This is a genomic window from Algoriphagus sp., from assembly GCF_013373065.1.
GTDB lineage: Bacteria > Bacteroidota > Bacteroidia > Cytophagales > Cyclobacteriaceae > Algoriphagus.
Genome location: NZ_JABXIN010000003.1, coordinates 186,795 through 210,222, shown reverse-complemented (window position 1 = coordinate 210,222; position 23,428 = coordinate 186,795). Strand labels below are relative to the sequence as shown.

18 protein-coding genes are annotated in these 23,428 nt (G+C 41.5%); 11 read left to right on the top strand and 7 right to left on the bottom strand.

Translation table 11 applies throughout. The annotated features are described in order from the left end of the window. Positions 1-148 precede the first annotated feature (148 nt). Positions 149-670, bottom strand: a complete 522-nt coding sequence (locus tag HWE15_RS03310) for a phosphoheptose isomerase (protein ID WP_290506072.1) — start codon at positions 668-670, stop codon at positions 149-151. Between the two features lie 164 nt (positions 671-834). Between HWE15_RS03310 and HWE15_RS03305 the strand changes: the two genes are divergently transcribed. Further along, positions 835-2,082 (top strand): ROK family transcriptional regulator, encoded by a 1,248-nt coding sequence (locus HWE15_RS03305; RefSeq protein WP_290506071.1) that lies wholly within the window; start codon positions 835-837, stop codon positions 2,080-2,082. Between the two features lie 500 nt (positions 2,083-2,582). On the opposite strand, the gene HWE15_RS03300 is transcribed toward HWE15_RS03305, so the two are convergent. Further along, a complete protein-coding gene (locus HWE15_RS03300; protein WP_290506070.1) occupies positions 2,583-3,416 on the bottom strand; it encodes a 1,4-dihydroxy-2-naphthoyl-CoA synthase in 834 nt (277 codons plus the stop codon). A 104-nt stretch (positions 3,417-3,520) separates the two neighbouring features. Between HWE15_RS03300 and HWE15_RS03295 the strand changes: the two genes are divergently transcribed. The 3 genes from HWE15_RS03295 (at position 3,521) to HWE15_RS03285 (ending at position 5,854) form a co-directional block, all read left to right on the top strand. Then, positions 3,521-4,600 carry an AMP-binding protein gene (locus HWE15_RS03295; protein WP_290506069.1) on the top strand — a complete coding sequence of 360 codons (1,080 nt, stop codon included), beginning with the start codon at positions 3,521-3,523 and terminating at the stop codon, positions 4,598-4,600. Continuing rightward, entirely contained in the window at positions 4,581-5,006 is a 426-nt protein-coding gene (locus HWE15_RS03290; RefSeq protein WP_290506068.1) for a DUF2141 domain-containing protein, read from the top strand. Before HWE15_RS03295 ends, HWE15_RS03290 begins: the two co-directional genes overlap by 20 nt. A 92-nt stretch (positions 5,007-5,098) precedes the next feature. Then, positions 5,099-5,854, top strand: coding sequence for a hypothetical protein (locus HWE15_RS03285; RefSeq protein ID WP_290506067.1), 756 nt, complete (start codon positions 5,099-5,101; stop codon positions 5,852-5,854). Between the two features lie 16 nt (positions 5,855-5,870). Here HWE15_RS03285 and HWE15_RS03280 read toward each other — a convergent pair whose 3' ends face one another. Continuing rightward, positions 5,871-6,644 carry a LexA family transcriptional regulator gene (locus HWE15_RS03280; RefSeq protein WP_290506066.1) on the bottom strand — a complete coding sequence of 258 codons (774 nt, stop codon included), beginning with the start codon at positions 6,642-6,644 and terminating at the stop codon, positions 5,871-5,873. Then, positions 6,641-6,889, bottom strand: a complete 249-nt coding sequence (locus HWE15_RS03275; protein ID WP_290506065.1) for a hypothetical protein — start codon at positions 6,887-6,889, stop codon at positions 6,641-6,643. The genes HWE15_RS03280 and HWE15_RS03275 overlap by 4 nt, the downstream gene beginning before the upstream one ends. Before the next feature lie 275 nt (positions 6,890-7,164). On the opposite strand from HWE15_RS03275, the gene HWE15_RS03270 reads away from it, so the two are divergent. Further along, positions 7,165-9,954 carry an outer membrane beta-barrel protein gene (locus HWE15_RS03270; RefSeq protein ID WP_290506064.1) on the top strand — a complete coding sequence of 930 codons (2,790 nt, stop codon included), beginning with the start codon at positions 7,165-7,167 and terminating at the stop codon, positions 9,952-9,954. A gap of 341 nt (positions 9,955-10,295) precedes the next feature. On the opposite strand, the gene HWE15_RS03265 is transcribed toward HWE15_RS03270, so the two are convergent. Further along, positions 10,296-12,536, bottom strand: a complete 2,241-nt coding sequence (locus tag HWE15_RS03265; protein WP_290506063.1) for a Tex family protein — start codon at positions 12,534-12,536, stop codon at positions 10,296-10,298. 246 nt (positions 12,537-12,782) lie between these two features. Between HWE15_RS03265 and HWE15_RS03260 the strand changes: the two genes are divergently transcribed. The 6 genes from HWE15_RS03260 (at position 12,783) to HWE15_RS03235 (ending at position 19,950) form a co-directional block, all read left to right on the top strand. After that, positions 12,783-13,355, top strand: a complete 573-nt coding sequence (locus tag HWE15_RS03260; RefSeq protein WP_290506062.1) for a TlpA disulfide reductase family protein — start codon at positions 12,783-12,785, stop codon at positions 13,353-13,355. Between the two features lie 129 nt (positions 13,356-13,484). Further along, positions 13,485-14,855 carry a flavin monoamine oxidase family protein gene (locus HWE15_RS03255; RefSeq protein WP_290506061.1) on the top strand — a complete coding sequence of 457 codons (1,371 nt, stop codon included), beginning with the start codon at positions 13,485-13,487 and terminating at the stop codon, positions 14,853-14,855. Continuing rightward, on the top strand, positions 14,852-15,988 hold the full coding sequence (locus HWE15_RS03250; protein ID WP_290506060.1) for a nitrilase-related carbon-nitrogen hydrolase: 1,137 nt from the start codon (positions 14,852-14,854) through the stop codon (positions 15,986-15,988). Before HWE15_RS03255 ends, HWE15_RS03250 begins: the two co-directional genes overlap by 4 nt. Before the next feature lie 4 nt (positions 15,989-15,992). Then, a complete protein-coding gene (locus HWE15_RS03245; protein ID WP_290506059.1) occupies positions 15,993-17,237 on the top strand; it encodes a peptidase U34 in 1,245 nt (414 codons plus the stop codon). A 78-nt stretch (positions 17,238-17,315) separates the two neighbouring features. Continuing rightward, positions 17,316-18,875: a fibronectin type III domain-containing protein gene (locus HWE15_RS03240; protein WP_290506058.1), complete on the top strand. Its 1,560-nt coding sequence runs from the start codon at positions 17,316-17,318 to the stop codon at positions 18,873-18,875. Between the two features lie 43 nt (positions 18,876-18,918). Continuing rightward, positions 18,919-19,950, top strand: coding sequence for a LacI family DNA-binding transcriptional regulator (locus HWE15_RS03235; RefSeq protein WP_290506057.1), 1,032 nt, complete (start codon positions 18,919-18,921; stop codon positions 19,948-19,950). 5 nt (positions 19,951-19,955) lie between these two features. Here HWE15_RS03235 and HWE15_RS03230 read toward each other — a convergent pair whose 3' ends face one another. Both HWE15_RS03230 and HWE15_RS03225 read right to left on the bottom strand, forming a co-directional pair. Further along, positions 19,956-21,914: an alpha-amylase family glycosyl hydrolase gene (locus HWE15_RS03230; RefSeq protein WP_290506056.1), complete on the bottom strand. Its 1,959-nt coding sequence runs from the start codon at positions 21,912-21,914 to the stop codon at positions 19,956-19,958. Beyond that, positions 21,899-23,398, bottom strand: coding sequence for an MFS transporter (locus HWE15_RS03225; RefSeq protein WP_290506055.1), 1,500 nt, complete (start codon positions 23,396-23,398; stop codon positions 21,899-21,901). The genes HWE15_RS03230 and HWE15_RS03225 overlap by 16 nt, the downstream gene beginning before the upstream one ends. Positions 23,399-23,428 lie beyond the last annotated feature (30 nt).

Below are 23,428 nucleotides of genomic sequence, written 5' to 3'. Positions count from 1 at the left end.
GGATTTCAAATAATTATAATTACCTTAGGGTTCTTAAGACTAGTCCGCTAGTGAATTTTTTTTTAACTTGATTGAATAAATTTTAAGGGTGATTGAGCTACGGACAAACGTTTTAAAAAGAAGCTCCCGACCATTTGGCCGGGAGTTTTCATTTTCTATCATAATCATCCTGAACTCTTACAATGTCCAATTCATCTGAAGGTTCTGAAGGATCTGTATGCATCCAAATCTCTGCAATTACTCCCCAGTTCTGTTTCCCTGTTAGTCGATGGCGTTCCCCTTTTTGAAGCTGAATCGTTTTTCCTAAAATCATTTCCTGCTCCTTTCCCATTTCATCTGTTTGGCTTCGGACAATTCCCGCTTCCCCAAAAATCAATTTCCAAATTTCGGCTCTCCGAAAATGATACTGCCAAGACAGCCTTGCGCCCGGAGCTACCAATAGAAATTTAGGACTCAGTTTTTGAGAATATTGAGATTCGCTGAAAGGTATATCCGCGAAAAAATCATCGTGGAATTTTCGAATTTGAGTTTCGTCAATGACAAAAAAACCACCCCAAGGACGGTCTTGATCTTCTGACACTACTTTGAAACCATGAGTCTCCAGAAACTTCCGAACCTTCCCAAAAACCTCCTCTTTGGAAATGGTAGAATTAAAAATCAAAGAATCCATGCGCAAAATAAGTGAATGAATAAATAAAATCTTTTTTACTAAAACCGCTTACAAAAGAAATAAATCGAATTAATATTTAAAATGTTAGAGCTGTTTTATGATTTTTTTTTGAAAGTTTTTTTTGATAGGCAAAAATTAACTTATTTCAAGTATATCTTTCTGCCATGAACCTAATTAATCCTCAAGCTGTCATTGATCAAATGGATGGGGTAGTTGAAATAAAGAGCTACCTCAATAAATTAAAGATCATCAAAAACCTCTATCTAAAAGGAGCAAATACCGCGAGTGAAATCTGTAATGAAGTGGGAATCTCCCTTCCTACCGTAAATTCACTCTTAAATGACTTAATGAGTTCCGGTGAAATTATCAAGCACGGACGTGCCGAATCACAAGGAGGACGGAAACCTGATCTTTACCGACTGGCCGAAGATGCTTTTTATGTTTTATCAGTCGATCTATCAAAATACACAATTAACCTTGGCTTATACTCCTGCCATAATACGCTGGTTGTTCCCAAAGAGTCTCATAAGATTATTTTAAACAATGAAAAGGAGACATTCGATCAAATCTGCGATTTGATGGAAGGATATTTAAAAAAATCTGAAATTCCTTCTGAAAAAATTATTGCAATCGGCGTTTCAATGCCAGGTTTGGTAGATGCTGTTGGAGGAATAAACTATACCTACTTACGATTTGGCAGAAAAACATTGCTTGAAAATTTTGAGGCTCGCTTCGAGAAAAAGATATTCCTAGAGAATGATGCGAGAGCGATGACCTTGGCCGAATTCAAGTTTGGTTCAGAACATGAGCACAAAAACGTATTGGGTGTTTTTGTTGGCTGGGGAATCGGTTTGGGAATCATTATCGACGGAAAAATTTACAGAGGAGCTTCTGGTTTTGCAGGCGAGTTTTCACACTCCCCGATTTTTGAAAATCGCAATGTCACCTGTATTTGTGGTAAAAAAGGCTGTTTGGAAGCAGTTGCCTCCGGAACAGCAATTGTCCGGATGGCAGAAGAAGCTATCAAACTAGACACAGATAGTATCCTTGCCCGAATTGTACGGGATCATCATGGAGAACTAGAACCCAGTTTGGTTGTTGAGGCGTCATTAGCTGGTGATCAGCGTGCCATCACTATTCTATCCGAAGCAGGATTGGATTTAGGAAGAGGTATTTCTATTCTGATACAATTGCTTAATCCTGACCTCATCATCATTGGTGGTTCTGTCGCGGAGGCCAACCAATACCTAATTACTCCAATTCAACAGGCCTTAAACATTTACAGTATGGCCAAGTCACGAGAAAAATCTGAATTGGCACTTTACCAATTGGGTGAAGATGTTGGTTTGATGGGAGGGGTCGCTGTCGTAAACGAACAGCTATTCGAAGATGTACTGAATCGCTTGGGTTAATATTCCAATGCTATGCGTTTTTTTAAATTTTATTTCTGAAAACCCGCCTCGATTGCGCTTGCATTCCTAGGGTTTTTCATTCATTTTAATCTTCAGGCGCAAGAAACCTACGAATCGAATTTTGTTAAACAGAAACCCAAAAAAACAGGGATTACTTTTAAAAATCAGCTCATTGAAGACCGAGACAACAATATTCTTCGCTATAAATATTTTTACAATGGATGCGATTCAACTTCTAGAGACTTAGATAATTTTTATTGCCGACAATATGGTTTCAATTGCACTTTACAAAAAACTATTAAACTCTAAATTATAGATAAGATAAAAAAGGAAGTGAAAATATAGAAGATACCTTGACCCAAACCGAAGAAAAAAACAGAAGGGAGCCTGGAAAAATTGAATAAAAGGAGGCTGTCTCATAAATGCCCTTTGTCAGGTTGAGCGCATGACAAAAAAAGACTTTTAAGACAGCCTTTAAATATATTCGAACGTGATTCCGATTATGGAATCCATTTAATCTTACTGAAGTCAGGCTTTCGCTTCTCTAAGAAAGCATTTCTTCCTTCCTTCGCTTCCTCAGTCATATAGGCCAAGCGAGTAGCCTCTCCGGCAAACACCTGCTGTCCAACCATGCCATCATCGGTCAAGTTCATTGCAAACTTCAGCATTTTGATGGAAGTCGGTGATTTTTGAAGAATTTCTTGCGCCCACTGATAGGCTGTATCTTCCAATTCATCATGAGGAATTACCGCATTGACCATTCCCATTTCAAAAGCTTCCTGTGCAGAATAATTCCTTCCTAAGAAGAAAATTTCACGCGCTTTTTTCTGACCGACCATTTTTGCCAGATATGCAGAACCATATCCTCCATCAAAACTTGTCACATCTGCATCTGTCTGCTTAAAAATCGCATGTTCCTTGCTCGCTAAGGTTAAATCACAAACCACATGCAAACTATGGCCTCCACCCACAGCCCATCCAGGAACTACTGCAATCACGACTTTGGGCATAAATCGAATCAGCCGCTGAACCTCCAAGATATTCAGGCGATGATAACCATCATCTCCTACATAGCCTTGATGTCCTCGTGCTTTTTGATCTCCCCCGGAACAAAACGCCCATTTTCCATCCTTGGGAGAAGGACCTTCTCCGGATAAAAGAACGACCCCGATGGAGGTATCCTCCTGCGCATCATAAAAGGCATCATATAATTCCGCGGTAGTTTTGGGACGGAAAGCATTTCGTACTCCGGGACGATTGAAGGCAATTCGGGCAACCCCATTACACTTTTTGTAGGTGATATCTTCGTATTCTTTTGCGGTAATCCACTCCATAAGTTTCGATTTGGTTTAAAAATTCGATTTTTTTGCAAGATAACAGGCTAGCTTCAAATTTGTTGATTTGATCATAACCTTCCTTTTCCTTAAGCACATTCGGCATGTTCCAACTTCATTTTGAAAATCAAATCTTCCGTACGCCCGATGATTTTCAAACTTCTTCTGAAAATGAAGTTTTGAAACAGGCACTCTTATTTTGCCGAGATTGGATAGTGGGGAAAGAAAAATTCATTCAAAAAACTTCTGGATCGACAGGTACTCCAAAAGAAATCCAAATCACCAGAAGCCAATTGTTAGCTAGCGCAAAGGCTACTGCAGCCTTTTTTCAAATTGAAAAATCTGACTTGTTGCTCGCTTGTCTTCATCCCAATTACATTGCGGGAAAAATGATGCTTGTTCGGGCCATGGTATGGGATGCAGCGGTAATTTTGGTTGAACCAACTAGCGATCCACTTGCAAATCTTGCGGAAAACCTATTGCCTGATTTTGTAGCCATGGTTCCCTTACAGGTGGAAACCTGCTTAAACAACCCTAAATCAAAACAGAAGCTTCAACAAATCAAACATGTATTGATTGGAGGAGCACCGAGTTCGCTTCGGCTGCAACGACAATTATCCGAAAACCACATAAATGCTTGGCAAAGTTTCGGGATGACCGAAACGGTTTCCCATATAGCCCTCGCAAAAATTACAGGAGAAGCACTTTGGTATCAACCGCTTCCCGGTGTGCAAATCGGCCAAGATGATCGAGAGACACTTTGGATCGAAAGCCCCATGAGCGGAAATCAACGAATTCAAACCAATGACAAAGTCATCATCAACTCATCTAGATATTTTCGCTGGTTAGGCAGAGTGGATTTTGTGGTTAATTCTGGAGGTGTAAAACTATTTCCGGAAAGTTTGGAACCCCAAATTGAAGAGTCCATAGACAGGCTTTTTCCCGGAAAACGTTTTTTTCTGGGAGGCATTCCAGATCAGATGCTGGGACAAGAATTAGTCTTATTAATAGAATCTAATGAGAAGGACTCGAATCGGGCAAAGAATTTGCTCCATGAGCTGGAAACGATTCTCCCAAAATTTGAGCGTCCTAGAAAAATCCATTTTCTGGACCATTTTGAGGAAACCTCCAGCGGAAAAATCAACCGGATCAAAACCCTAGCACATGTTACTTTGGATTCTTAACTCCTTACTACTAATTGGTTGGTTCTCACAAACTGAAACCAGTCTGGAGTTGACCATTACCCAAAGTAAATCAAACCTCGGACTCATCAGGGTATTGGTTTTTGATCAAGTAAAGGGCTACCCCGATGATCCCGAATTGGCTAATCTAGCCTTAAGCCTTCCCATTACAAATCATCATGCCAAAATCCAACTGGACTCCCTACCACCGGGGAAATATGCGATTTGTGCTTTTCATGATGAAGATGAAAATGGAAAATTGAACAAAAACCTATTTGGATATCCCCTCGAGCGCTACGGATTCTCAAATAATCCCTCGGTGGGATTTAGTATTCCCTCCTTTGAAAAGTGCCTGATAGAAATCAAAGCAGGCAAAAAAAATAAAGTCACCATCGATTTGAAAAAGTAAGCTTTAGAGGAGCTCGAGGAGAATCCCCGTATCCTTTTCCCAAAGATTTCATCCAAAAAAGCTACTTTTGTATCAATCAAAAATTTAAGATTTTGAGTAAGCAAGACATTGAAGGAGTAGTTTTAGAATACCATTCGGGAATTATTCCACCACCCTATAGCCACGTTTTTCGACTCTCTTTGGATTGGAGCAAGGAATCGCTTCGAGCCTCTTTAGAACTTCATTATACAGACCGGGAAGATTTAACAGAGGAAGAAATTATTGAAGAAGGCTTCACCCTATCGGATGATTATCAATTTAACGGGGACTTGGATGAAACATGGAAAAAGCCGGTTCTGGAATTGCTTGATCAAACCCGCTATGCCTCTCGAGTGGAAGGTGAAGGTGAACTTACGGTAGCGACCACAGAAAAGGGGAAAACAAGTCCATTTAAGTCTCCCTCTAACCAAGAAGCTTGGCAGCTGCTTGCACAAGATCTAATCCAAGCGATCTACGAGACGGCGAAAAAAGAAAATCCTTTACAAATCAATTTCCGACTCGTGGATCATGATCATGTCCAAGATGCCTCCATCCAGCTTCAGTTTGCTCATCGAAAGGTGATTTACGAACATGATGGCCAAAGCGATACCTTAAACTGGGAGTATGCTTTTCAGTTGATGAAATTAATCTTTACCCCTGACTATGATTATGATCTGGCAAAGGAATCCCCAGGCAAAAAACGAGGCATTTACCTCGATTGTGGAGACGGACTTTGGCATGAACTAGGAAAAGGTGTGATCAATATTGACCCGAACTTCGATGCAATTGGTCAAATTGAAAAACACTTCAGAAACCTGCTTGAATCCTAATATTCTGATTTAGAGATTAGGGTTTTAACTTTCGTAAATCTTCCTGAATATCCTTCAGCATCTCTCCCAAATCCGAGAGGCTGAGGGATTTCTTTTTATCACCAGGATTTGGAAAATCTGTACTTATAAAGGCTTTTGCCTCCCAAACTTCCAACACATCTTCTCCACGAACCTCATAAGGTTTGTACTGCTCATTATCAGAGACCAAAAATAACTTTCCGTTTTCTGACAAATAGTTGAATATCCGCTTGTAAACAATCCCTTCGGACTGCGTCACCAACACATAAGTACGGCCACTTTTGATCTCAGATGGATGTTCAATATAGGCACCGATAATGATGGTCCCCGCAATAAGCGGCAACATGGAATCTCCAGCCAATTCAAAGGCCCGATAGGTCGCATGACGAGGTAAATTAGGTAAGTGAAACTGTGGTAATTGCTCCATGTACTCCGGGTCAGCAAACCCGTTCAAATAGCCTGCTGAAGCCTTTTGTCCTACCCAGGTAATATTTTCCCGATCTGACTCGTCAGCGGCAATCGTCAAAATTTGCAAGTCCCGCTTCTGTAGAGCTTTTCGCCCGTGTTTCTCAATATCATGCTCCAACAGTTCTTCCAATCCTACTTCCAAAATCGCACTGATCTTTAGAAGGGAACTCAATTTGGGCTCGGAGCGACCATCCTCATATGCTGAAATCATGGTACGCTGCACCTCCAACTGGTCTGCCAAATCCTGTTGGGTCAGTCCTTTTTGCTTACGCAAATACCGAAGATTGCTAGCTAAGAAACTCATGCTGAAAAGAGGTAAAAGTCATAATCTTCTGGCTCAGGTGCCAAGGGAAACAAGGGATCAATATTCCGCTGAGCTGCTTTGCGCTTGGCCAATCTGCTCTGAATTTCAGCAATGATATCTCCTACTGGCTTGGGTTCTCGAACGAGCAAATACCCATACTCGGATCCCTGCTCACGCTCCACAAAAAACTTAACCTGAACATTGCCTGAGGAGAGCGGCTTGGTGCTGATATTGATTTTCTCCATGTTTTCCATCGCGTTACTTTTTACAACAGCCAAGATACCAATGTTACTTTTATAAACATCAGATCGTTAAAAAAAATAACATCTTTCTATGACAGCTTTTGTCAAAATTCAACTTTGGATTCGTTTTCTAAGAATCAACAGATAACCAAATGAAAAATTTACATGATCGGTACGCAGTTTATTCAAGCTAATAACCGCTTAGCCTAAAATCTCCATTGAAAAAATCCAAGGGACCTAATTTTGTGTTATTAACAATAGCCGATTAAACCAACTACATGAAATTCAGAGTTCTACTTCTTTTTTTATTCCTTCTGTCCTCGGGAAGTTATGCACAAACTTTTTCATTGAAAGGAAAAATTCAGGACGCAAAATCCAAAGAAACCATTCCCAATGCCACGGTTTTACTCTTGCGGGTCAATGACTCCACGCAAGTTGACGGAATGATTTCTGACTTAGATGGCAATTTCGAAATTCAGTCTATCCGCGAAGGGGATTACCTCTTGAAAATCCAGTACCTCGGCTATGAAAACTTCTTCCGAAACGTACAGATTCTCAGCAATTTGGATTTGGGTATAGTATCTATCCGTGAACAGGCAGTTGGTTTGGAGGAAGTAACGGTAGCAGCTCGACGCTCCACGAGCCAGACTAAATCAGATACCACCATGTTCAATGCCGATGCATTCAAGACGATGCGGGATGCAAGTGCACAAACCTTAATTGAAAAACTACCGGGAGTGACTTCAGAAGATGGTGGATTACAAGCCCAAGGTGAATCCATTGCCCAGATTCTCGTAGATGGAGAGCCATTCTTTGGAACAGATATTAAAACAGCTCTTCAAAATATTCCTGCGGAAGTCATTCAAAGCATTGAGATTTTCGATCAACTCAGTGAAAAAGCAAGATTGAGCGGTTTTGATGATGGCGAACGGCTTAAAACCATCAACATTATCACCAAACCCAACCGTAGAAAAGGACAATTTGGGCGGACTTCGGCAGGTTATGGAACCAATGACCGCTATTTAGTAGGCGCGAGTATCAATGACTTCGATGAAGACAGAAGAATCACCTTTACCGGTTTGTCTAACAATATCAACGTGACGGATTTCTCTGCTGACCCTAATGCACAGGACAATTCGCGACCTCAAAGTGGAATAATTCAAACACATATTCTTGGATTAAACTACTCTGATAAATGGGGTGAAAAAATCAAAGTAACGGGTAGTTATGTCTACAGCAGTCGGGAAAATTTCGAACAAGCCATCCGGTTTCGGGAATTTATCACCAACGGAGAATCGAATCAATTTTATGATGAAATCCGAAATGAAACCCGTCTCAATAACCGACACCAATTCGACATGCGGTTTGAATACAACATTGATGACCGGAATCGAATCCTATTTATCCCACGTCTTTCTGCCCGATTTGAAACTGAAAACTCGGATTTTTCAGGAGAGACTTCTAATGGCACCGATTTGATCAATTCCGTGGTCAATACCCGAACTGCAGACAACTACGATTACGATTTGTTCAACCGACTATTTTACAGTCACAAATTCAACAAGCCGGGAAGAACGATGACCATTCGGGGTCGAATCAGTGACAATCGAAATGAAGATGAGGCCAATCGGATTGCGATCAATGAGTTTTTTATTCCCAACCCGTCCACAGAAACCATTCATCAACAAATCAATCGGAATCGAAAGGGCTCCTCTTGGGAAACAGGTATCTCCTTTACAGAAGCTTTAAGTGAAAAAAGCCAACTTGAACTGGAATACGAAATCGGAAATCGGGTCAATGATTCCGATCAGCTGATTTTTGATGTTTTGGATGAGGATCCTAACGCAATCGAATACCGCTTGGATACCGCACTGAGTAATACCTTTGAAAGCAAGTACCTCACGCAGGAAACCGAACTTGGCTATCAATACAAAACAGGTAAAATCCGAGTTCAAACGGAGCTGCAATACCAAAATGCACAATTAGATAATTCACAAGGATTCCCGGTTCCTTTTGAATTGCAAAGAACCTTCCAAAGTTTCCAGCCTACGGTTCGGTTCAATTATCAGATCACTGACAATACCAACCTGCAATTTGATTACGATACCCGAACCCAAGAACCTGATTTGCGACAGCTTCAACCTGTCGTAGATAATTCCAATCCCCTTCAGTTATATGTGGGAAATCCGGAATTGGATCAGTCTTATTCCAATAGACTACGGGTTCGCTTCCGAAGCAATAATCCTGAAACCGACCAAAATTGGTTTCTTTTTGCACAAACTTCCTTTGTAAATAATATCATCGCCAACAGTTCCTTTATCGCAGAAGAACCTACAGAAATTCAGCCAGGGATCGTCTTGGAACCCGGCTCGCAACTCTTCAGCCCTGTTAACTTAGATGGCTATTGGGATCTTCGCTCTTGGTTTGGCTATGGAATGCCCGTTGATTTCATCAAATCCAACTTGAATATCAATGGGGGCTTGGGATATACGCAGCGTCCGACCTTTGTGAATAATGAGGCAGGATTCAATAATTCCCGAAGAATCAGCACCGGCCTTTCCCTGAGCAGTAATATTTCAGATCAAATCGACTTCAATATTTGGACACGCCTTTCTTTTAATCGCGTAGAAAACACCCTCAATCCAAATTTGAACAACAAGTTTTTCAACCAACGTGCCCGTATCAATTTCAATTGGATTATATGGGAAGGCTTTGTCTATAGACTGGATCTCAATCACCAAGTCAATGCCGGACTTTCCGATGGCTTTGACGCTAATTTCACCTTGGTAAACATGAGTCTGGGTAAAAAAATCTTCGCAAATCAGCGGGGAGAAATCAGTCTGAACGTGTATGACCTATTCCGTCAAAACAACAATATCCGTCGGAATATCACGGACACCTTTATCGAAGATGTGCAAACCAATGTTTTGCAGCGATACTTCATGCTCACCTTCTCCTACAATATCCGGCGCTTCTCCAAAGGCATGGACATGGATGATTACAATGAGATGATCAATACCGGCGAAGGACCTGGTGGCGGTGGCGGTGATCGTAGAGGGGGTCGATAAGGATATTGGAAAATTAGAAGATTTGGAAATTTGAAAATTGATCGATTTCTGAAGTTTTTAGCCATTAAATTAAAAATCAATATCTTGACCAAGTGCTGTAGGCACGAAAGTTTGGCAACCAAAGGCGATACGATTTAATCTGAAGTGCCGTAGGCACGAAACTCCATCTGGTTCAAGTCTTCAGACTTGGACCTATTGTTTGGCAGTCTCTTGACTGCAGCACAAGTCATGAGACTTGCGCTATGTGAGATAAGGAGGTGTTTTTGTAAGTAGTAAATAGTAAGTGGTAAGCAGTACAACTGACCACTTACCACTCACCATTTACAAAATACAAACTCCTACTACCGAAACTTCCCTTTCAGCATCGCCAACTTCTCGGCCATCGTTCCTTGAGTTTCTTCCTTTCGGGTTGGTTTGGAATTTTTCTCCATCTTTTTTCCCCGCTCAGCAAATGGATCGGATTTCATACTCAACCCAATTCGCTTTCGGGAAATATCCACATCCATGACCGTCACCATCACTTTTTGATTCACTTGTACAATCTCATTCGGGTCTTTGACAAATCGATCTGCCAAATGACTCAAATGTACCAAGCCATCCTGATGAACTCCTATATCCACAAAGGCTCCAAAGGCCGTGATATTGGTGACAATCCCGGGAAGCTTCATTCTTCGCTTGAGATCTCCAATTTCATTCACTCCTTCCTGAAATTGAAAAACTTCAAACTGCTCCCGAGGGTCCCGACCCGGTTTGGCTAATTCCTCCAAAATATCCTGCAAGGTGGGTAAACCAACCGAGTCCGACAGATAGTTTTTCAAATTGATCCGGTCTCGAAGGGAATCAGACTGCATCAATTCTCCAACGGAAGTACCTATATCTTTCGCCATTCGTTCCACCAACTCATAGCGCTCGGGATGGACCGCTGAACGGTCCAAAGGGTTTGTTGCCTGACGAATCCGCAAAAATCCGGCTGCCTGTTCATAAGCTTTTTCACCCAATCGAGGCACCTGCAAGAGTTGAGAGCGACTGGTAAAAGGACCATGCTGATTGCGATAGTCAACAATATTTTGAGCTAAAACAGGCCCTAAGCCGGAAACATATGTCAGCAATTGTTTGGAAGCAGTATTCACCTCCACCCCTACGCCATTTACAGCAGAAATCACCGTATCGTCCAGTGCATTCTTCAAGGCATTTTGATCCACATCATGCTGATATTGACCCACTCCAATGGACTTTGGATCTATTTTCACCAATTCCGCCAAAGGATCCATCAAACGGCGACCAATGGAAACGGCTCCTCGAACAGTCAAATCCAATTCCGGAAATTCCTCCCGTGCCACATCCGAAGCAGAATAAATAGAAGCCCCGGATTCATTGACCATGGTCACGATCACGGAATTAGGAAGGCCAATTCCTTTCACAAAAGCCTCAGTTTCCCTTCCTGCGGTCCCATTTCCAATTGCAATTGCCTGGATGTTGAATTTTTCCACCAAACCTCGAATAGTCAAAGATGCTTCAGCTGTTCTTCGTTGCGGTTCATGTGGGAAAATCGCTTCATAATGGAGCAATTGACCCTGTGGTCCCAGACAGACCAGCTTACATCCTGTTCTAAATCCTGGATCAATAGCCATCACAGACTTCTCACCCAAAGGAGCTCCCAAAAGCAACTGCCGCAAGTTTTCCGCAAAGACCTTAATAGCCTCCTCATCGGCTTTTTTCTTGGTAATCAGTCGAACTTCCGTCTCCATGCTCGGTTTTAGCAATCGCTTGTAGGCATCCTTGATAGCCAATTTTACCTGAGCTACTGCAGTGTTTTCAGCATGAATCAAAATTTCCCGCTCCATCAAAGCGATGGCATCCATCTCTTCCGGGCAGACATCCAATAATAAAAACAGCTCTTTTTCTCCCCGTCTCATTGCCAACACCCGATGGGAAGGCGCGGAATGAATTGGCTCAGACCAATCAAAATAATCCTTGTATTTGATCGCCTCCTGTTCTTTTCCAGGAATAACCCGAGAGCGAAAAGAGCCTTCCTTCAAAAAAAGTTGGCGCATCTTCTCACGTAGCCCCGCATGCTCATTAATCCATTCTGCAATAATATCCCGAGCTCCATGCAGGGCTTCTTCCACTGAAGCCACTTCCTTTTCAGGATTGATATAATCAGTCGCCAAAGAGTCCAAATCCACTGACTCTTGCTTAAAAATCAATTCAGCCAAGGGCTCCAATCCTTTTTCTCTAGCGATGGTCGCTTTGGTTCTTCGCTTGGGTTTATAGGGCAAATAAATATCCTCCAATCGAGCCATGGTTTCAGCTTCCTGAATCGCCTTTTGAAGTTCCGGAGTCATTTTCCCCTGCTCTTCGATGGATTTGATAATTGCTTCTTTCCGCTTATCCAAGTCCCGTAATTGCTGGATTCGATCTCGAATGGTTGCAACCTGCACTTCATCCAAACTACCCGTGACTTCCTTTCGATAGCGGGAAATAAAAGGAACCGTGGCTCCCCCGTCCAATAAGTCAATGGTCGCTTGAACCTGCTGATTTTTTACTTGTAACTCTTCGGCTATTTTGTGAGAATAATTCATCTGTTTCAATCAAATTCACTTCAAATTTCCCGCAAGATAGGAGTCCTTTTTTAGACAAAAAGGGGGAAATGTAGCGCTTGTCACTAAGGGGCTGATTTTAAGAATGTAATTTTAAATTCGAAAATTGAATATTTGTTACAAAGCGATAAGGTTGAAAGGTTGGAATGGTTTTGAGGTTGAAAAACTAGGAAACAAAAATTCATCATTCTAACATCTTAACTCATACTTCGTACTTCATTAAATACCATGGATTGGAAAAAAGAAATTAAATCTTGGGGGCTGATTTTGGCCTTCTTTGCCTTTTTATATTTCACGGGCTTGTTGCCCGTCGTACAGGGTGCCTTGCAATCAGTTTTGCTATCTACAGGTTTGATAAAACCTAATCTGGAACGGGTAGATCTGACTAATCAGAAGTTTGATTACAGCGGGACTTTTCAGGATTTTGAAGGAAATACTGTCCGATTAGCTGACTACAGAGGAAAAACTGTTTTCATCAATTTATGGGCTTCTTGGTGTGGTCCTTGTCGGGCAGAAATGCCCCATATTTCTGAATTATACAAGTCTGTTCAAGACCAGGAAAACCTAAAGTTTTTAATGATTGGGGTGGACAACGACTTCCAAAAAAGTAAAAATTTCATTGAAGGAAAATCCTGGTCCTTTCCTAGCGTTCATGCCAGCTATGGACTAAATAAATCCTTACTAAGCGAATCAATCCCAACCACACTTGTAGTCAATCCCGAGGGGAAAATTGTCTTTTATCAGGAAGGAATGAGCAATTTCAACACGGATGAATTCCGAAATTTTTTAATCAGTCAATAAGCCAAGACGAAGATTTTCAGGCTGTGATTCAACGCCAATGAATTTTTAATGACAAAAGTCAAACCGAAAAACCTGTTTTAGACGGCTTTTTAGTTTAGGAGAGTGTGAAAATCTCTCTATATTTCTTTCATGAAAATTCCCAGCACGGAAGTTATCATCGTTGGAGCCGGTTTTTCAGGAATTGCTGCCGCAAAAAAATTACATGAAGCCGGAATTTCCTTTAAAATTCTGGAAGCTAGAGATCGAATTGGCGGGAGAGTGTACACACGCTATTTACAGGAAGATTTATATTTGGACTTGGGCGGTCAATGGATTGGTCCGACACAAGACCGCATGTACGAGCTTTGTAAAGAATACGGAATATCCTACTTCGAGACATTTGATGAGGGAAAAAATATCCTAAACCTTCGGGGGAAAATCCGAACCTACAAAGGGATAATACCAAAAATGGATCCTATCTCTTTGATCAATTTGGATATCCTTATGCGAAAGTTGGAACGGATGGCCAAAAAGATCGATGTACATGCTCCATGGGCACACCCCAAAGCCTCAACTTGGGATCAAATCACTTTAGAAGCCTTTCTGCGAAAAAACTCTAAAACCAAATCCTGCTATGAAGTAATCAAAGTGGGCTGCGAAACCATTTTTGCTTGCGAACTTCATGAAATTTCACTGCTTCATTCACTTTTTTATATCCGTTCTGGCACTTCCCTGGATTCACTGATCAATATTCAAGAAGGCGCCCAACAGCATCGGATTATAGGTGGAATGCAAGGGATCGCCGAAGCGATGGCAGCCCCTTTCCGGGACCAAATCCAGTTTGAAAGCCCTGTTGATAAGATCATTCAAGGAGCCAATCAGCTACAAGTGATTTCAGGAGAGCAGCAAATAGACACCAACCATGTGATTTTAACAGTCCCTCCTCCCCTATTAAAAAAAATACATTTTGAACCGGGATTGAGTGAAGAAAAAAACAAGCTCCTGGAAAATTACCCGATGGGTAGAGTCGGAAAATGTTTTATGATCTACGACCGGCCTTTTTGGAGGGATAAGCAATTCAGCGGTCAGGTGGTAAGTGATGACCCTCGAAGTCATCAAACTGTTTTTGATTGCTCACCTGCAGATGGGAAATATGGAATTTTAATGGGATTTACCATTGGGAATCGGGCTGATGACTATTTTAGCAAAAATGAAGAAAGCCGAAAAGCCCAAATGCTAAATCAATTGACCCAGTATTTTGGAGAGGAAGCAAAAAATCCAATCCGCTATATTGACTTCAGCATGAGTGATGAACCCTGGTCTAAAGGGTGCTATGCTGGCTTGATACCAACAGGCGCCTGGTCTACCTGGAGAGATGCCTATCGAAAATCCGAAGGCAATTTGCACTTTGCAGGAACAGAAGCCGCGACTGTTTGGCATGGCTATATCGAAGGAGCTGTACGGGCCGGGGAGACCGCAGCTTTAAAAATCAACCAGAAAATACAGAAAGAAAGCCTATGAGTTTGAGAAGGTTTGCCGTCTCTTCGATTTTATTGATCATTTTCCTCTGGCTCATTTGGTCTTTTGCGGGCAGAAGTTATCAAATGGAGCCATCGGAAATTTACTTGGATCTGATCGAAGAGGTCAATCCAAGCGATTCCCTTCATCGGAATTTAGTAGGAATTCAACCGTTTATGGAGGCCCGAGATTACCTCGATTTAGAGATTTTTTATAGGAAAATGGAGCTTTATTTGGATGCGGCAAAAAAATCCCAACTCATCAACTCGAATACCTTGGTTTTATTTCCCGAGTACTTGGGAACTTGGTTGGTTCTAGAGGGCGAAAAGCATGTACTGGCTGAAAAAGAAACCATTGATGAAGCCATGACTACGCTCGTTCTTTCCAACATCATAGATTTCGGAATAAATTATTTACAAAGCCATGAAGACGATCGAGCAGCAGGTACACTTTTCCGAATGAAAGCACGTAGCATGGCGAAGGACTATTATTTTACCTTTAGCCAATTAGCAGTCCAATTCAATTGCTATATCGCGGCGGGAAGCATTATACTTCCAGATCCATATGTAGTGGATGGAGAACTTTTCATCAACAAACAAGGACCACTGTATAACGCCTCCTTTATCTTCGGTCCAGATGGGAAAATAATTGGTAATCCCATTTTAAAAGCTTTTCCTATCGAATCCGAAATTCCTTTTGTCAGTTCGGAATCCGTGGAAAAAATTCCAGCTTTTGATCTGCCCATGGGAAAAACCAGTCTATTCATTTGTGCTGATAGCTGGTATCCCGAACCTTATCAAACAGCCGATCAATCCCAATCTGAAATCATTTTGGTCCCCTCTTATCTTACGGGTGAAAATGGCATGAAAAACCTTTGGCAAGGATACAATGGAGCCCCAGCTCCAGTAGACACTGACCTCAATGACATAGAATCGATCAGTGAATGGGAAGCTTGGAATAAATATGCGTTACCCGGAAGAATTACCCAAACAAATGCCCGAATCGGTTTAAATGTATTCCTTAGAGGAAATCTCTGGGATTTGGGGGCAGATGGACAACCCATGGCTGTTTTAAATGGACATCCGATAGCTTTGAAGCCAGCAGAACGGGCCGGGATCTGGTCCATAAATTTTTAAGATTATGTGTGACACCCTGGTAGCTCTAGGAAAGCAAACCCAATCCGGCAATTTAATCTTTGGAAAAAATTCAGATCGGGAACCTTTAGAAGCCCAGGAAATTCGCCATTTCCCCAGAATAACTCACTCCGAAAAAACGCTTGCTTGTACTTTTATTTCTATCCCTCAAGTCCCTCAAACCTGGGAAGTTTTTCTTTCAAAGCCATTCCAAATGTGGGGTGCAGAAATAGGTGTTAATGAATGGGGTTTGACCATTGGAAATGAGGCGGTTTTTACACAAGTTAAGTTCAATAAAAGCAAACCCGGATTAACGGGGATGGATCTTTTGAGACTGGCATTAGAACGCTGCAAAAAGGCGAAAGAGGCTATAAACCTGATCCTTGATCTCCTTGCAACCTATGGACAGGATGCCTGTGGTGGATATCAAAACAAAAACTTTTTTTATCACAACAGCTTTTTATTAGCTGACCCTGAAGAGGCCTATATACTCGAAACCGCAGGAAAATCCTGGGCCTGGAAAAAAGTGAAATCATCAGCTAGTATTTCTAATTGCCTTAGTCTCGAAGACGATTACGATGAAATTTACTTAGAGGAGGAATCCACTTATTTTTCTTCCATTTTCCGATCCAATAAAGGCTTTAAATCCCGGTTTTCTGATTTTCTCTACACCTACTTTTCAAAAGCTCAAATTCGAAAAGCAACCACTGAAAATCAGCTTAAAAACCAATCAGGAGACCTTGATACCTGGTCATTTATAAAAACCCTTCGGCTTCATAATATCCCGGATAAAGACTTTCATCCAAAAAACTGTAGCGCTTCCTCCATCTGCATGCATGCGACTGGACTCACCAATCCTTCCGACACTACCGGGAGTATGGTGACTGAAATCCGTCCAAATGATATCAATACAGTTTGGCTTACCGGTACTCCTCATCCCTGCCTAAGTCTCTATGTTCCCTATTATTTTGGCACCAAAAGCGAATTCTTAACCTATCCCAGTTCTAAAAAGGATGACTCCCTTTGGTGGCAGGCCAAATGGCTCCATGAATTAATTGATGAAAAAAGAATTGAACGTTTTCCCGGTATTCGTCAGAAATTGGATGAGATTCAGCTTGATTGGATCAAAAAAGACGCTTTGCTGTGTTCCAAAAATCCAAGCCCTTCCGAACTTCAGGAATTTAGCCGGGCTTGCTATGAATTTTATAAGAACTGGATCCAAGAGAAAATTAAAAGCTTTCAAAAAGGGTAACCGTTTTTCGATAGCTATTCAGCAAGAGATAGGACATCAATGAATTCAAAAATCATTAACTTGAAAAAAAGCCAATCCATGAAAAACTTTTTCTTCTTCCTCCTAATCTTCCTTGGATCATTGACACTTCACGCACAGGAAATTCGAGTATACAAAGAACCCGAATTTGGATTTGATTGGAGTAAACCCTCCGAATATCCTGACCGCATCGTATTGACTTTTGGTGAGAATGCGACTTCAGAAGTTAGTGTGAATTGGCGAACAAATACAGAAATAAACCCAGCTTTTGCAGAACTAGCTGTTGCAAGCGGAGCACCTAAATTTTGGAGAAATGCTATTACTCAAAAAGCAAAAACTGAAGTACTTCAAGCATCTGAAATTCCTACCGCTGAAGTAGATGCCAACTACCATAGTGCAACTTTTTCGAACTTGACGCCTGGGACAGTCTATGCTTATCGTGTCGGTGATGGAACTCGCTGGTCAGAATGGTTTCAGTTCAAAACACCGAGTGACCAGGCCGGTCAAAAGTTTTCTTTTCTTTATGTAGGTGATGCCCAAAACTACATTTTGGAACTGTGGGCTCGATTAATCCGAGAAGGATTTCGAAAAGCACCCGATGCAGATTTTATCATTCATGCTGGTGATTTGATCAATTATGCCCATCGGGAACAAGAATGGCATGAATGGTTTACAGCTGGGGGATTTATTCACAGCATGCTTCCCACCTTGGCAGTCCCGGGTAATCATGAGTACAACTATCTAAATGAAACCGATCGAGAAAATAGAGTAAGAAGCCTTTCCATTCAATGGAAACCTCAATTCACCTACCCTCTTAACGGCCCAAAAGGATTAGAAGAAACAGCTTATTTTATCGACTATCCGGATGCTAAATTTATTTTTTTGGATAGTAACCGAGACCATCAAATTCAAGCAGAGTGGCTGGAAGAAATCTTAAAATCAAATACTAAAAAGTGGGTAATTGTGAGCTACCATCACCCCCTCTTTTCGGCTTCAGCTGGACGAGACAATGAAGCCTTACGAAATCTATGGAAACCCATTTTCGACAAATATCAGGTCGATTTGGCTTTACAAGGACATGATCACAGTTATGGACGAGGTCGAGTTTCTCCTGGAGAAAATATGATGGATGGCATGAACATGCGTGACAAAACAGGGACCGTCTATGTAGTGTCTGTCAGCGGAGGCAAAATGTATGGAATCAAACCTGATGGATGGGAAGAATGGGGTGCTGTTCGGGATCGTGCTGCAGAAAACACTCAACTATTCCAGGTAATTACCATTGAAGAAAATACCCTTCAATTTGAATCCTACACGGCCATTGGCGAATTATACGACAAATTCGAGCTTACAAAAGAGGAAGATGGGATCAATATCTTTAAGGATTTCAAAGAGGAATTACCACAGGAATTTAGATTTACGAATACAATTCCTTATGAAGACCAACTTCCACAAATTGTGGAGGATCAATTATTGAAAAGATATCCAGGGTTTCAAGTGAAAGGAGTACGATTCTTTGAAGAAAAAGGGCAGGCCCGTATTCGAGTTATTCTTCAAAAAGAAAATGAAAGCAAAGATCTTATTTTGGATCAAGAAGGTCGGGTAATCTCTGAAAAGTGATTTTAAAAACTACTCAATATTTTTCAACAAAGCCCCACATCTCATGGCTGAAAAGAGACGGATAACACTAAAAGACATTGCTCGGGAATTGGGAATTTCCGTTTCGACAGCTTCCCGAGCTTTGAATAGCTATCCGGGGATTTCGGAGGAGACGATTCAAATGGTTCAGGAATTTGCCAAAAAGCACAATTATGTTCCGAATTCCATTGCAGTTAACTTTCGGAAAAATAAAACCATGACCATCGGGATGGTGGTCCCGGAGGTGGTTCATTATTACTTTTCATCCATCATCAGTGGAGCCTTACAGGCTGCAAACCTAAAAGGTTACCGTCTTTTGATAAGTCAAACACAGGAAAAAGCAGAACAGGAACTTCATGCTTGTCATGGAATGCTTGCTGGTAATGTCGACGGATTACTGATCTCTATCTCCAATGAAACATCAGATGTATCACATCTTCAGGAGTTTTTGGATGAGGGCAAGCCGGTGGTACAGTTTGATAAGTATTCGGATCAATTGACAACTCCCAAAGTGATTACGGACGATTTTCAAAGTGCTTATCGGGCTGTCAAGCATTTAATCGATCAAGGGTGTAAAAAAATCGCACACATAAACGGACTGGAGCAAGTTCAAAATTCCAAGGATCGATTGGGAGGATACCTAAAAGTATTATCGGATCATAATTTGGAACAAAATCCTGAGTGGATTCCTCATTGTCAAGATATCAGCGAGGCCGAAGGCTATGCATATGCGAAACAATTAATGGAAAGTTCAAATCCTCCGGATGCTATCTTTTGTATTACCGACTTGGTCGCATTGGGGGTGATGAATTATTTACGGGATGCAAAAATAAGAGTACCAGAAGAGGTTAGCGTGATGGGATTTAGCAATTGGAAAATCTCGGAAGTCATGCAGCCATCGTTAAGCACCGTAGAACAACACGGCTTTCTAATTGGCCAAAAAGCGATGGACCTATTGATTGAATCACTTCAATCAACTGACAAAGCCTCTTCTAATAAGGTCATTGAAGTACCCAGCGACTTGATCATTCGCAAGTCCACGTTAAAAAAAGGATGATCAACTTAATCTTTGACTTCAAGAATCCGAAAACCATAAGGTTCTAGAATAAGATAATCATGGTCAGGACCTACAGGGATTGAATCACCTGTCCAATGATCAAAAAGAGACGCTGGCGTAAAACCAAACTCCTTAAAGGCATACCAGGTCAAATAAGAAGCTTGATTGGAATAATTCCCGATGACAAATACTTTTTGGTTCTCCGTCTGTCGAAGAAAGCCCGCCACATGAATATTATGGGGTTGAATCCAGCTGATATTATTAAGATCAGCAATAGCAGGTAAGCTTTTTCGGATTTTGATCAATTTTTGAATCCCCGAAAAGACACGATTCTCAACTGTTCCTTCTTGATCCCGTTGAGCGGCTTTATCCCAGTCTATTTTAGGTCGGTGCATCCAGCGGTTATCATAACTCTTTGAAGGATCTTTCAGGAAAGAATAATCATTCAAATACCCTAACTCGTCCCCATAATACAACATGGGCAAACCTCCCAAAAACATTGAAAAGGACTCCATTAGAAGTATTTTTTGAATGGATTCTTGAATCTTATCTGAGCCTTGCGTTAACAGGGCTTGTTCCAAGCCACACAAAGAAGCTAATGAACCTGAGATTCGGGCATCACCTGTTTTAGGATTACTCGAAAAAAGCGCTCCAATCGCTGGACTCCCTGGGAATTTTCCGGAAAAATAATCCTTCAAATAACTGCGATGCTGGTAGGGATCCTTACCTGCTTGTGCAATCATGTAATCGTCGTATCCCAAACCGATATCATCATGACAACGGATATAAGAAATCCAACTAGTACCGAAAGGTTTTTGTCCAATAATAGGCTGCGCCTGTAGCATGACCCGCGTATCTCCGGTGGCCAGCATATCCCATTGCAAAGCCATTTGGGTAGCATTATAGGCAAAATCACATTCTTTTCCTGCCCGGTCTCCCTTCCCAAAATACTCCATAATGGCATCTGGGGCCACAATTGCTTCTCCCAAAAGTACCATCCCAGGTGTAGCTATATGCACTGCCTGTTTTATCAATTGCAAAAGCTGATGTGCTTGGGGAAGATTTTGAGAACTGGTACCCGTTTCTTTCCAAATAAAAGCAGGTGCATCAATCCGAAGAAGATCTACACCAAGATTTGCATAAAAAAAGACATTGTCGAGCATTTCCCGAAGCACATGGGGATTACGATAATTTAAGTCCCATTGATAATGGTGAAAAACGGTCATCACCCATTTTTGACATTCTTCACACCATGTGAAATTTCCTGGGGAACTTTCCGGAAATATTTCCGGCATGGCCGCTTCATATTGGTTGGGAATCCAGCGATTATCATACATGTAAAAATAATCCTGGTAATGCTTATTCCCAGATTTGGCTTTTTCTGCCCAAGAATGTCTATGCGAAGTATGATTAAGAACAATATCAAGCATGAGATTCATGCCTTGAGCATGTATGTTTTTTCGCAGTTCTATCAGATCCTTTAAATCCCCAAACCTGGGATCAACTTTACGGAAATTGGAAACGGCATATCCCCCATCACTTTCCCCTTCAGGACTTTCAAAAAGCGGCATGAGGTGTAAAAAGTTTACACCCAATTCTTCAAAATAATCCAGCTTTTTACGGACACCTGATAGATTCCCGGCAAATCGATCCACGTACAAACTCATGCCTACCAAATGATTGCTGAGGAACCAATTTCCTTGTTTCTCTTTGGCCTTATCTCTTTTCTTGAGATCTTGTTCCCTTTCCAAATAGGCTACAATGATGGATTTGAGAAGTTCCTCAAAGACATCTTCAAATTCTGATAAATCTCCATAGATCGACCGATATAAGAATTCAAGATTTTCAATTCCTTCCTGAAACCGCTGAAAAAAGACTTTGTGAGTTCCAACCGAACGAATTCCAAATTCCTGAAGCAATGCTTCCCAAGGCATGTATCCCTTTTCCATTACTTGTTCTCCCATTCTAAATGGCCTCCACCAGCTATTGGCTGATCAATCGTTACACTTTTATTTTCCTTGATATTCAAGGTGGCCAAAGCTGCTATGATCAGTAGCACACCCCCAAATACAATCGCTAAACCAGGGTCATTTCCAAGGAAATTTTTGGAAACGAATCCAAAGGTAAGTGTCTGAAGAATCATAGGAATTACGATCATCATATTGATAATTCCCATGTAGACTCCATAGCGCTCTTTCGGGATTTCATTGACCACCAAGAGATAGGGAACGCCCATCATACTGGCCCAGGCAATCCCAAACCCTGCCATAGGAATGAATAAAGCATATTTATTAGTCAGTTGGGGAAAAATCATCAAGCCCACTCCTGCCATAATCAGACAAATGAAATGGACTTTTTTGGGGCCAAACTTCCTCGCCATACTAGCCAAAAAGAATGCAGAAAGAAAGGTCACCACATTGTACCATCCATTCACCAATCCAGTCCATCCAACCGCTTCTTCATAAAGCTTTGGATCTCCTGTAGGAGTAGTATTCCATACCGATTGCGCGATACTTTTAGCCGCATTTTGCCAATAGCAGAATAGTGCATACCACTGAAAAAGATAAATCAATGCAAGCTTCCACATCACACCAGGCATCACCATGATGGATTCAATAATCTCAACATTTTGAGCAAATAGAACCCGAGTTTTGGGGTTGGTTTTGGTTTTTTCTAAAACTCGCTTGATTAAACCTTTCGAGAATAGGGCTGGAATTAAAAGCGCAAAAAACACGAGATAAGCGACCAAAGTAGTCAGAATGGATAGAAAGAATTGAATGGCTGGATGGGGCATACCTTCATTTCGTTTTTTCAAGGCTGCTAATTCTTCAGGGCTAGGGGGAATTTCAGGCGTTTTGGAGATACTCCACATGACCGACCCAATCGAACAGGCCGTCCCTAGGAAAAAGGATGCATAAACCCAATAGGGCAAGGAGCCCCAGGTTCCTGTGATATACTTTTGGAAAATAAACAGGGAAACATTTGCCAAGGTGATACCAAGACCCGTAAAGAAGCTTTGAGTCAAAAAGCCTGTGCTATATTGTTCATCGGGTAATTTATCGGCAATCAAAGCACGATAAGGCTCCATGGCGGTGTTATTTGCCGCATCCAATACCCAAAGCAAACCTGCAGCCATCCAAAGCGAACTACTGAAAGGGTAGAAAAAGAGAGTAATACTACAGAATAAGGCTCCAATGAAAAAGAAGGGCTTTCTTCTACCATATTTCGGGCTCCAGGTATTATCGCTCAAGGCACCAATTATGGGCTGAATTAATAAGCCGGTCATCGGGCCAGCCAAATTCAAAATTGGAATCTCGTCAGGTGCTGCCCCCAACATATCATAAATGGGATTTACAGCACTTTGCTGCAACCCAAAACTATATTGAATGCCAAAAAAGCCAACATTCATATTGATAATTTGGGAAAAGGAAAGCTGCGGTTTTTTCATGAAAACCTAAGTTAAATTGGGTTAAAAAAA

Excerpts from the sequence above, each read along its gene's own strand:
- HWE15_RS03280 (WP_290506066.1), bottom strand. The coding sequence starts at position 6,644 with ATGAGTTTCTTAGCTAGCAATCTTCGGTATTTGCGTAAGCAAAAAGGA.
- HWE15_RS03295 (WP_290506069.1), top strand. The coding sequence starts at position 3,521 with ATGTTCCAACTTCATTTTGAAAATCAAATCTTCCGTACGCCCGATGAT.
- HWE15_RS03250 (WP_290506060.1), top strand. The coding sequence starts at position 14,852 with ATGAGTTTGAGAAGGTTTGCCGTCTCTTCGATTTTATTGATCATTTTC.
- HWE15_RS03235 (WP_290506057.1), top strand. The coding sequence starts at position 18,919 with ATGGCTGAAAAGAGACGGATAACACTAAAAGACATTGCTCGGGAATTG.
- HWE15_RS03310 (WP_290506072.1), bottom strand. The coding sequence starts at position 670 with ATGGATTCTTTGATTTTTAATTCTACCATTTCCAAAGAGGAGGTTTTT.
- HWE15_RS03270 (WP_290506064.1), top strand. The coding sequence starts at position 7,165 with ATGAAATTCAGAGTTCTACTTCTTTTTTTATTCCTTCTGTCCTCGGGA.
- HWE15_RS03305 (WP_290506071.1), top strand. The coding sequence starts at position 835 with ATGAACCTAATTAATCCTCAAGCTGTCATTGATCAAATGGATGGGGTA.
- HWE15_RS03290 (WP_290506068.1), top strand. The coding sequence starts at position 4,581 with ATGTTACTTTGGATTCTTAACTCCTTACTACTAATTGGTTGGTTCTCA.
- HWE15_RS03225 (WP_290506055.1), bottom strand. The coding sequence starts at position 23,398 with ATGAAAAAACCGCAGCTTTCCTTTTCCCAAATTATCAATATGAATGTT.
- HWE15_RS03240 (WP_290506058.1), top strand. The coding sequence starts at position 17,316 with ATGAAAAACTTTTTCTTCTTCCTCCTAATCTTCCTTGGATCATTGACA.
- HWE15_RS03255 (WP_290506061.1), top strand. The coding sequence starts at position 13,485 with ATGAAAATTCCCAGCACGGAAGTTATCATCGTTGGAGCCGGTTTTTCA.
- HWE15_RS03275 (WP_290506065.1), bottom strand. The coding sequence starts at position 6,889 with ATGGAGAAAATCAATATCAGCACCAAGCCGCTCTCCTCAGGCAATGTT.
- HWE15_RS03260 (WP_290506062.1), top strand. The coding sequence starts at position 12,783 with ATGGATTGGAAAAAAGAAATTAAATCTTGGGGGCTGATTTTGGCCTTC.
- HWE15_RS03245 (WP_290506059.1), top strand. The coding sequence starts at position 15,993 with ATGTGTGACACCCTGGTAGCTCTAGGAAAGCAAACCCAATCCGGCAAT.
- HWE15_RS03265 (WP_290506063.1), bottom strand. The coding sequence starts at position 12,536 with ATGAATTATTCTCACAAAATAGCCGAAGAGTTACAAGTAAAAAATCAG.
- HWE15_RS03230 (WP_290506056.1), bottom strand. The coding sequence starts at position 21,914 with ATGGGAGAACAAGTAATGGAAAAGGGATACATGCCTTGGGAAGCATTG.
- HWE15_RS03300 (WP_290506070.1), bottom strand. The coding sequence starts at position 3,416 with ATGGAGTGGATTACCGCAAAAGAATACGAAGATATCACCTACAAAAAG.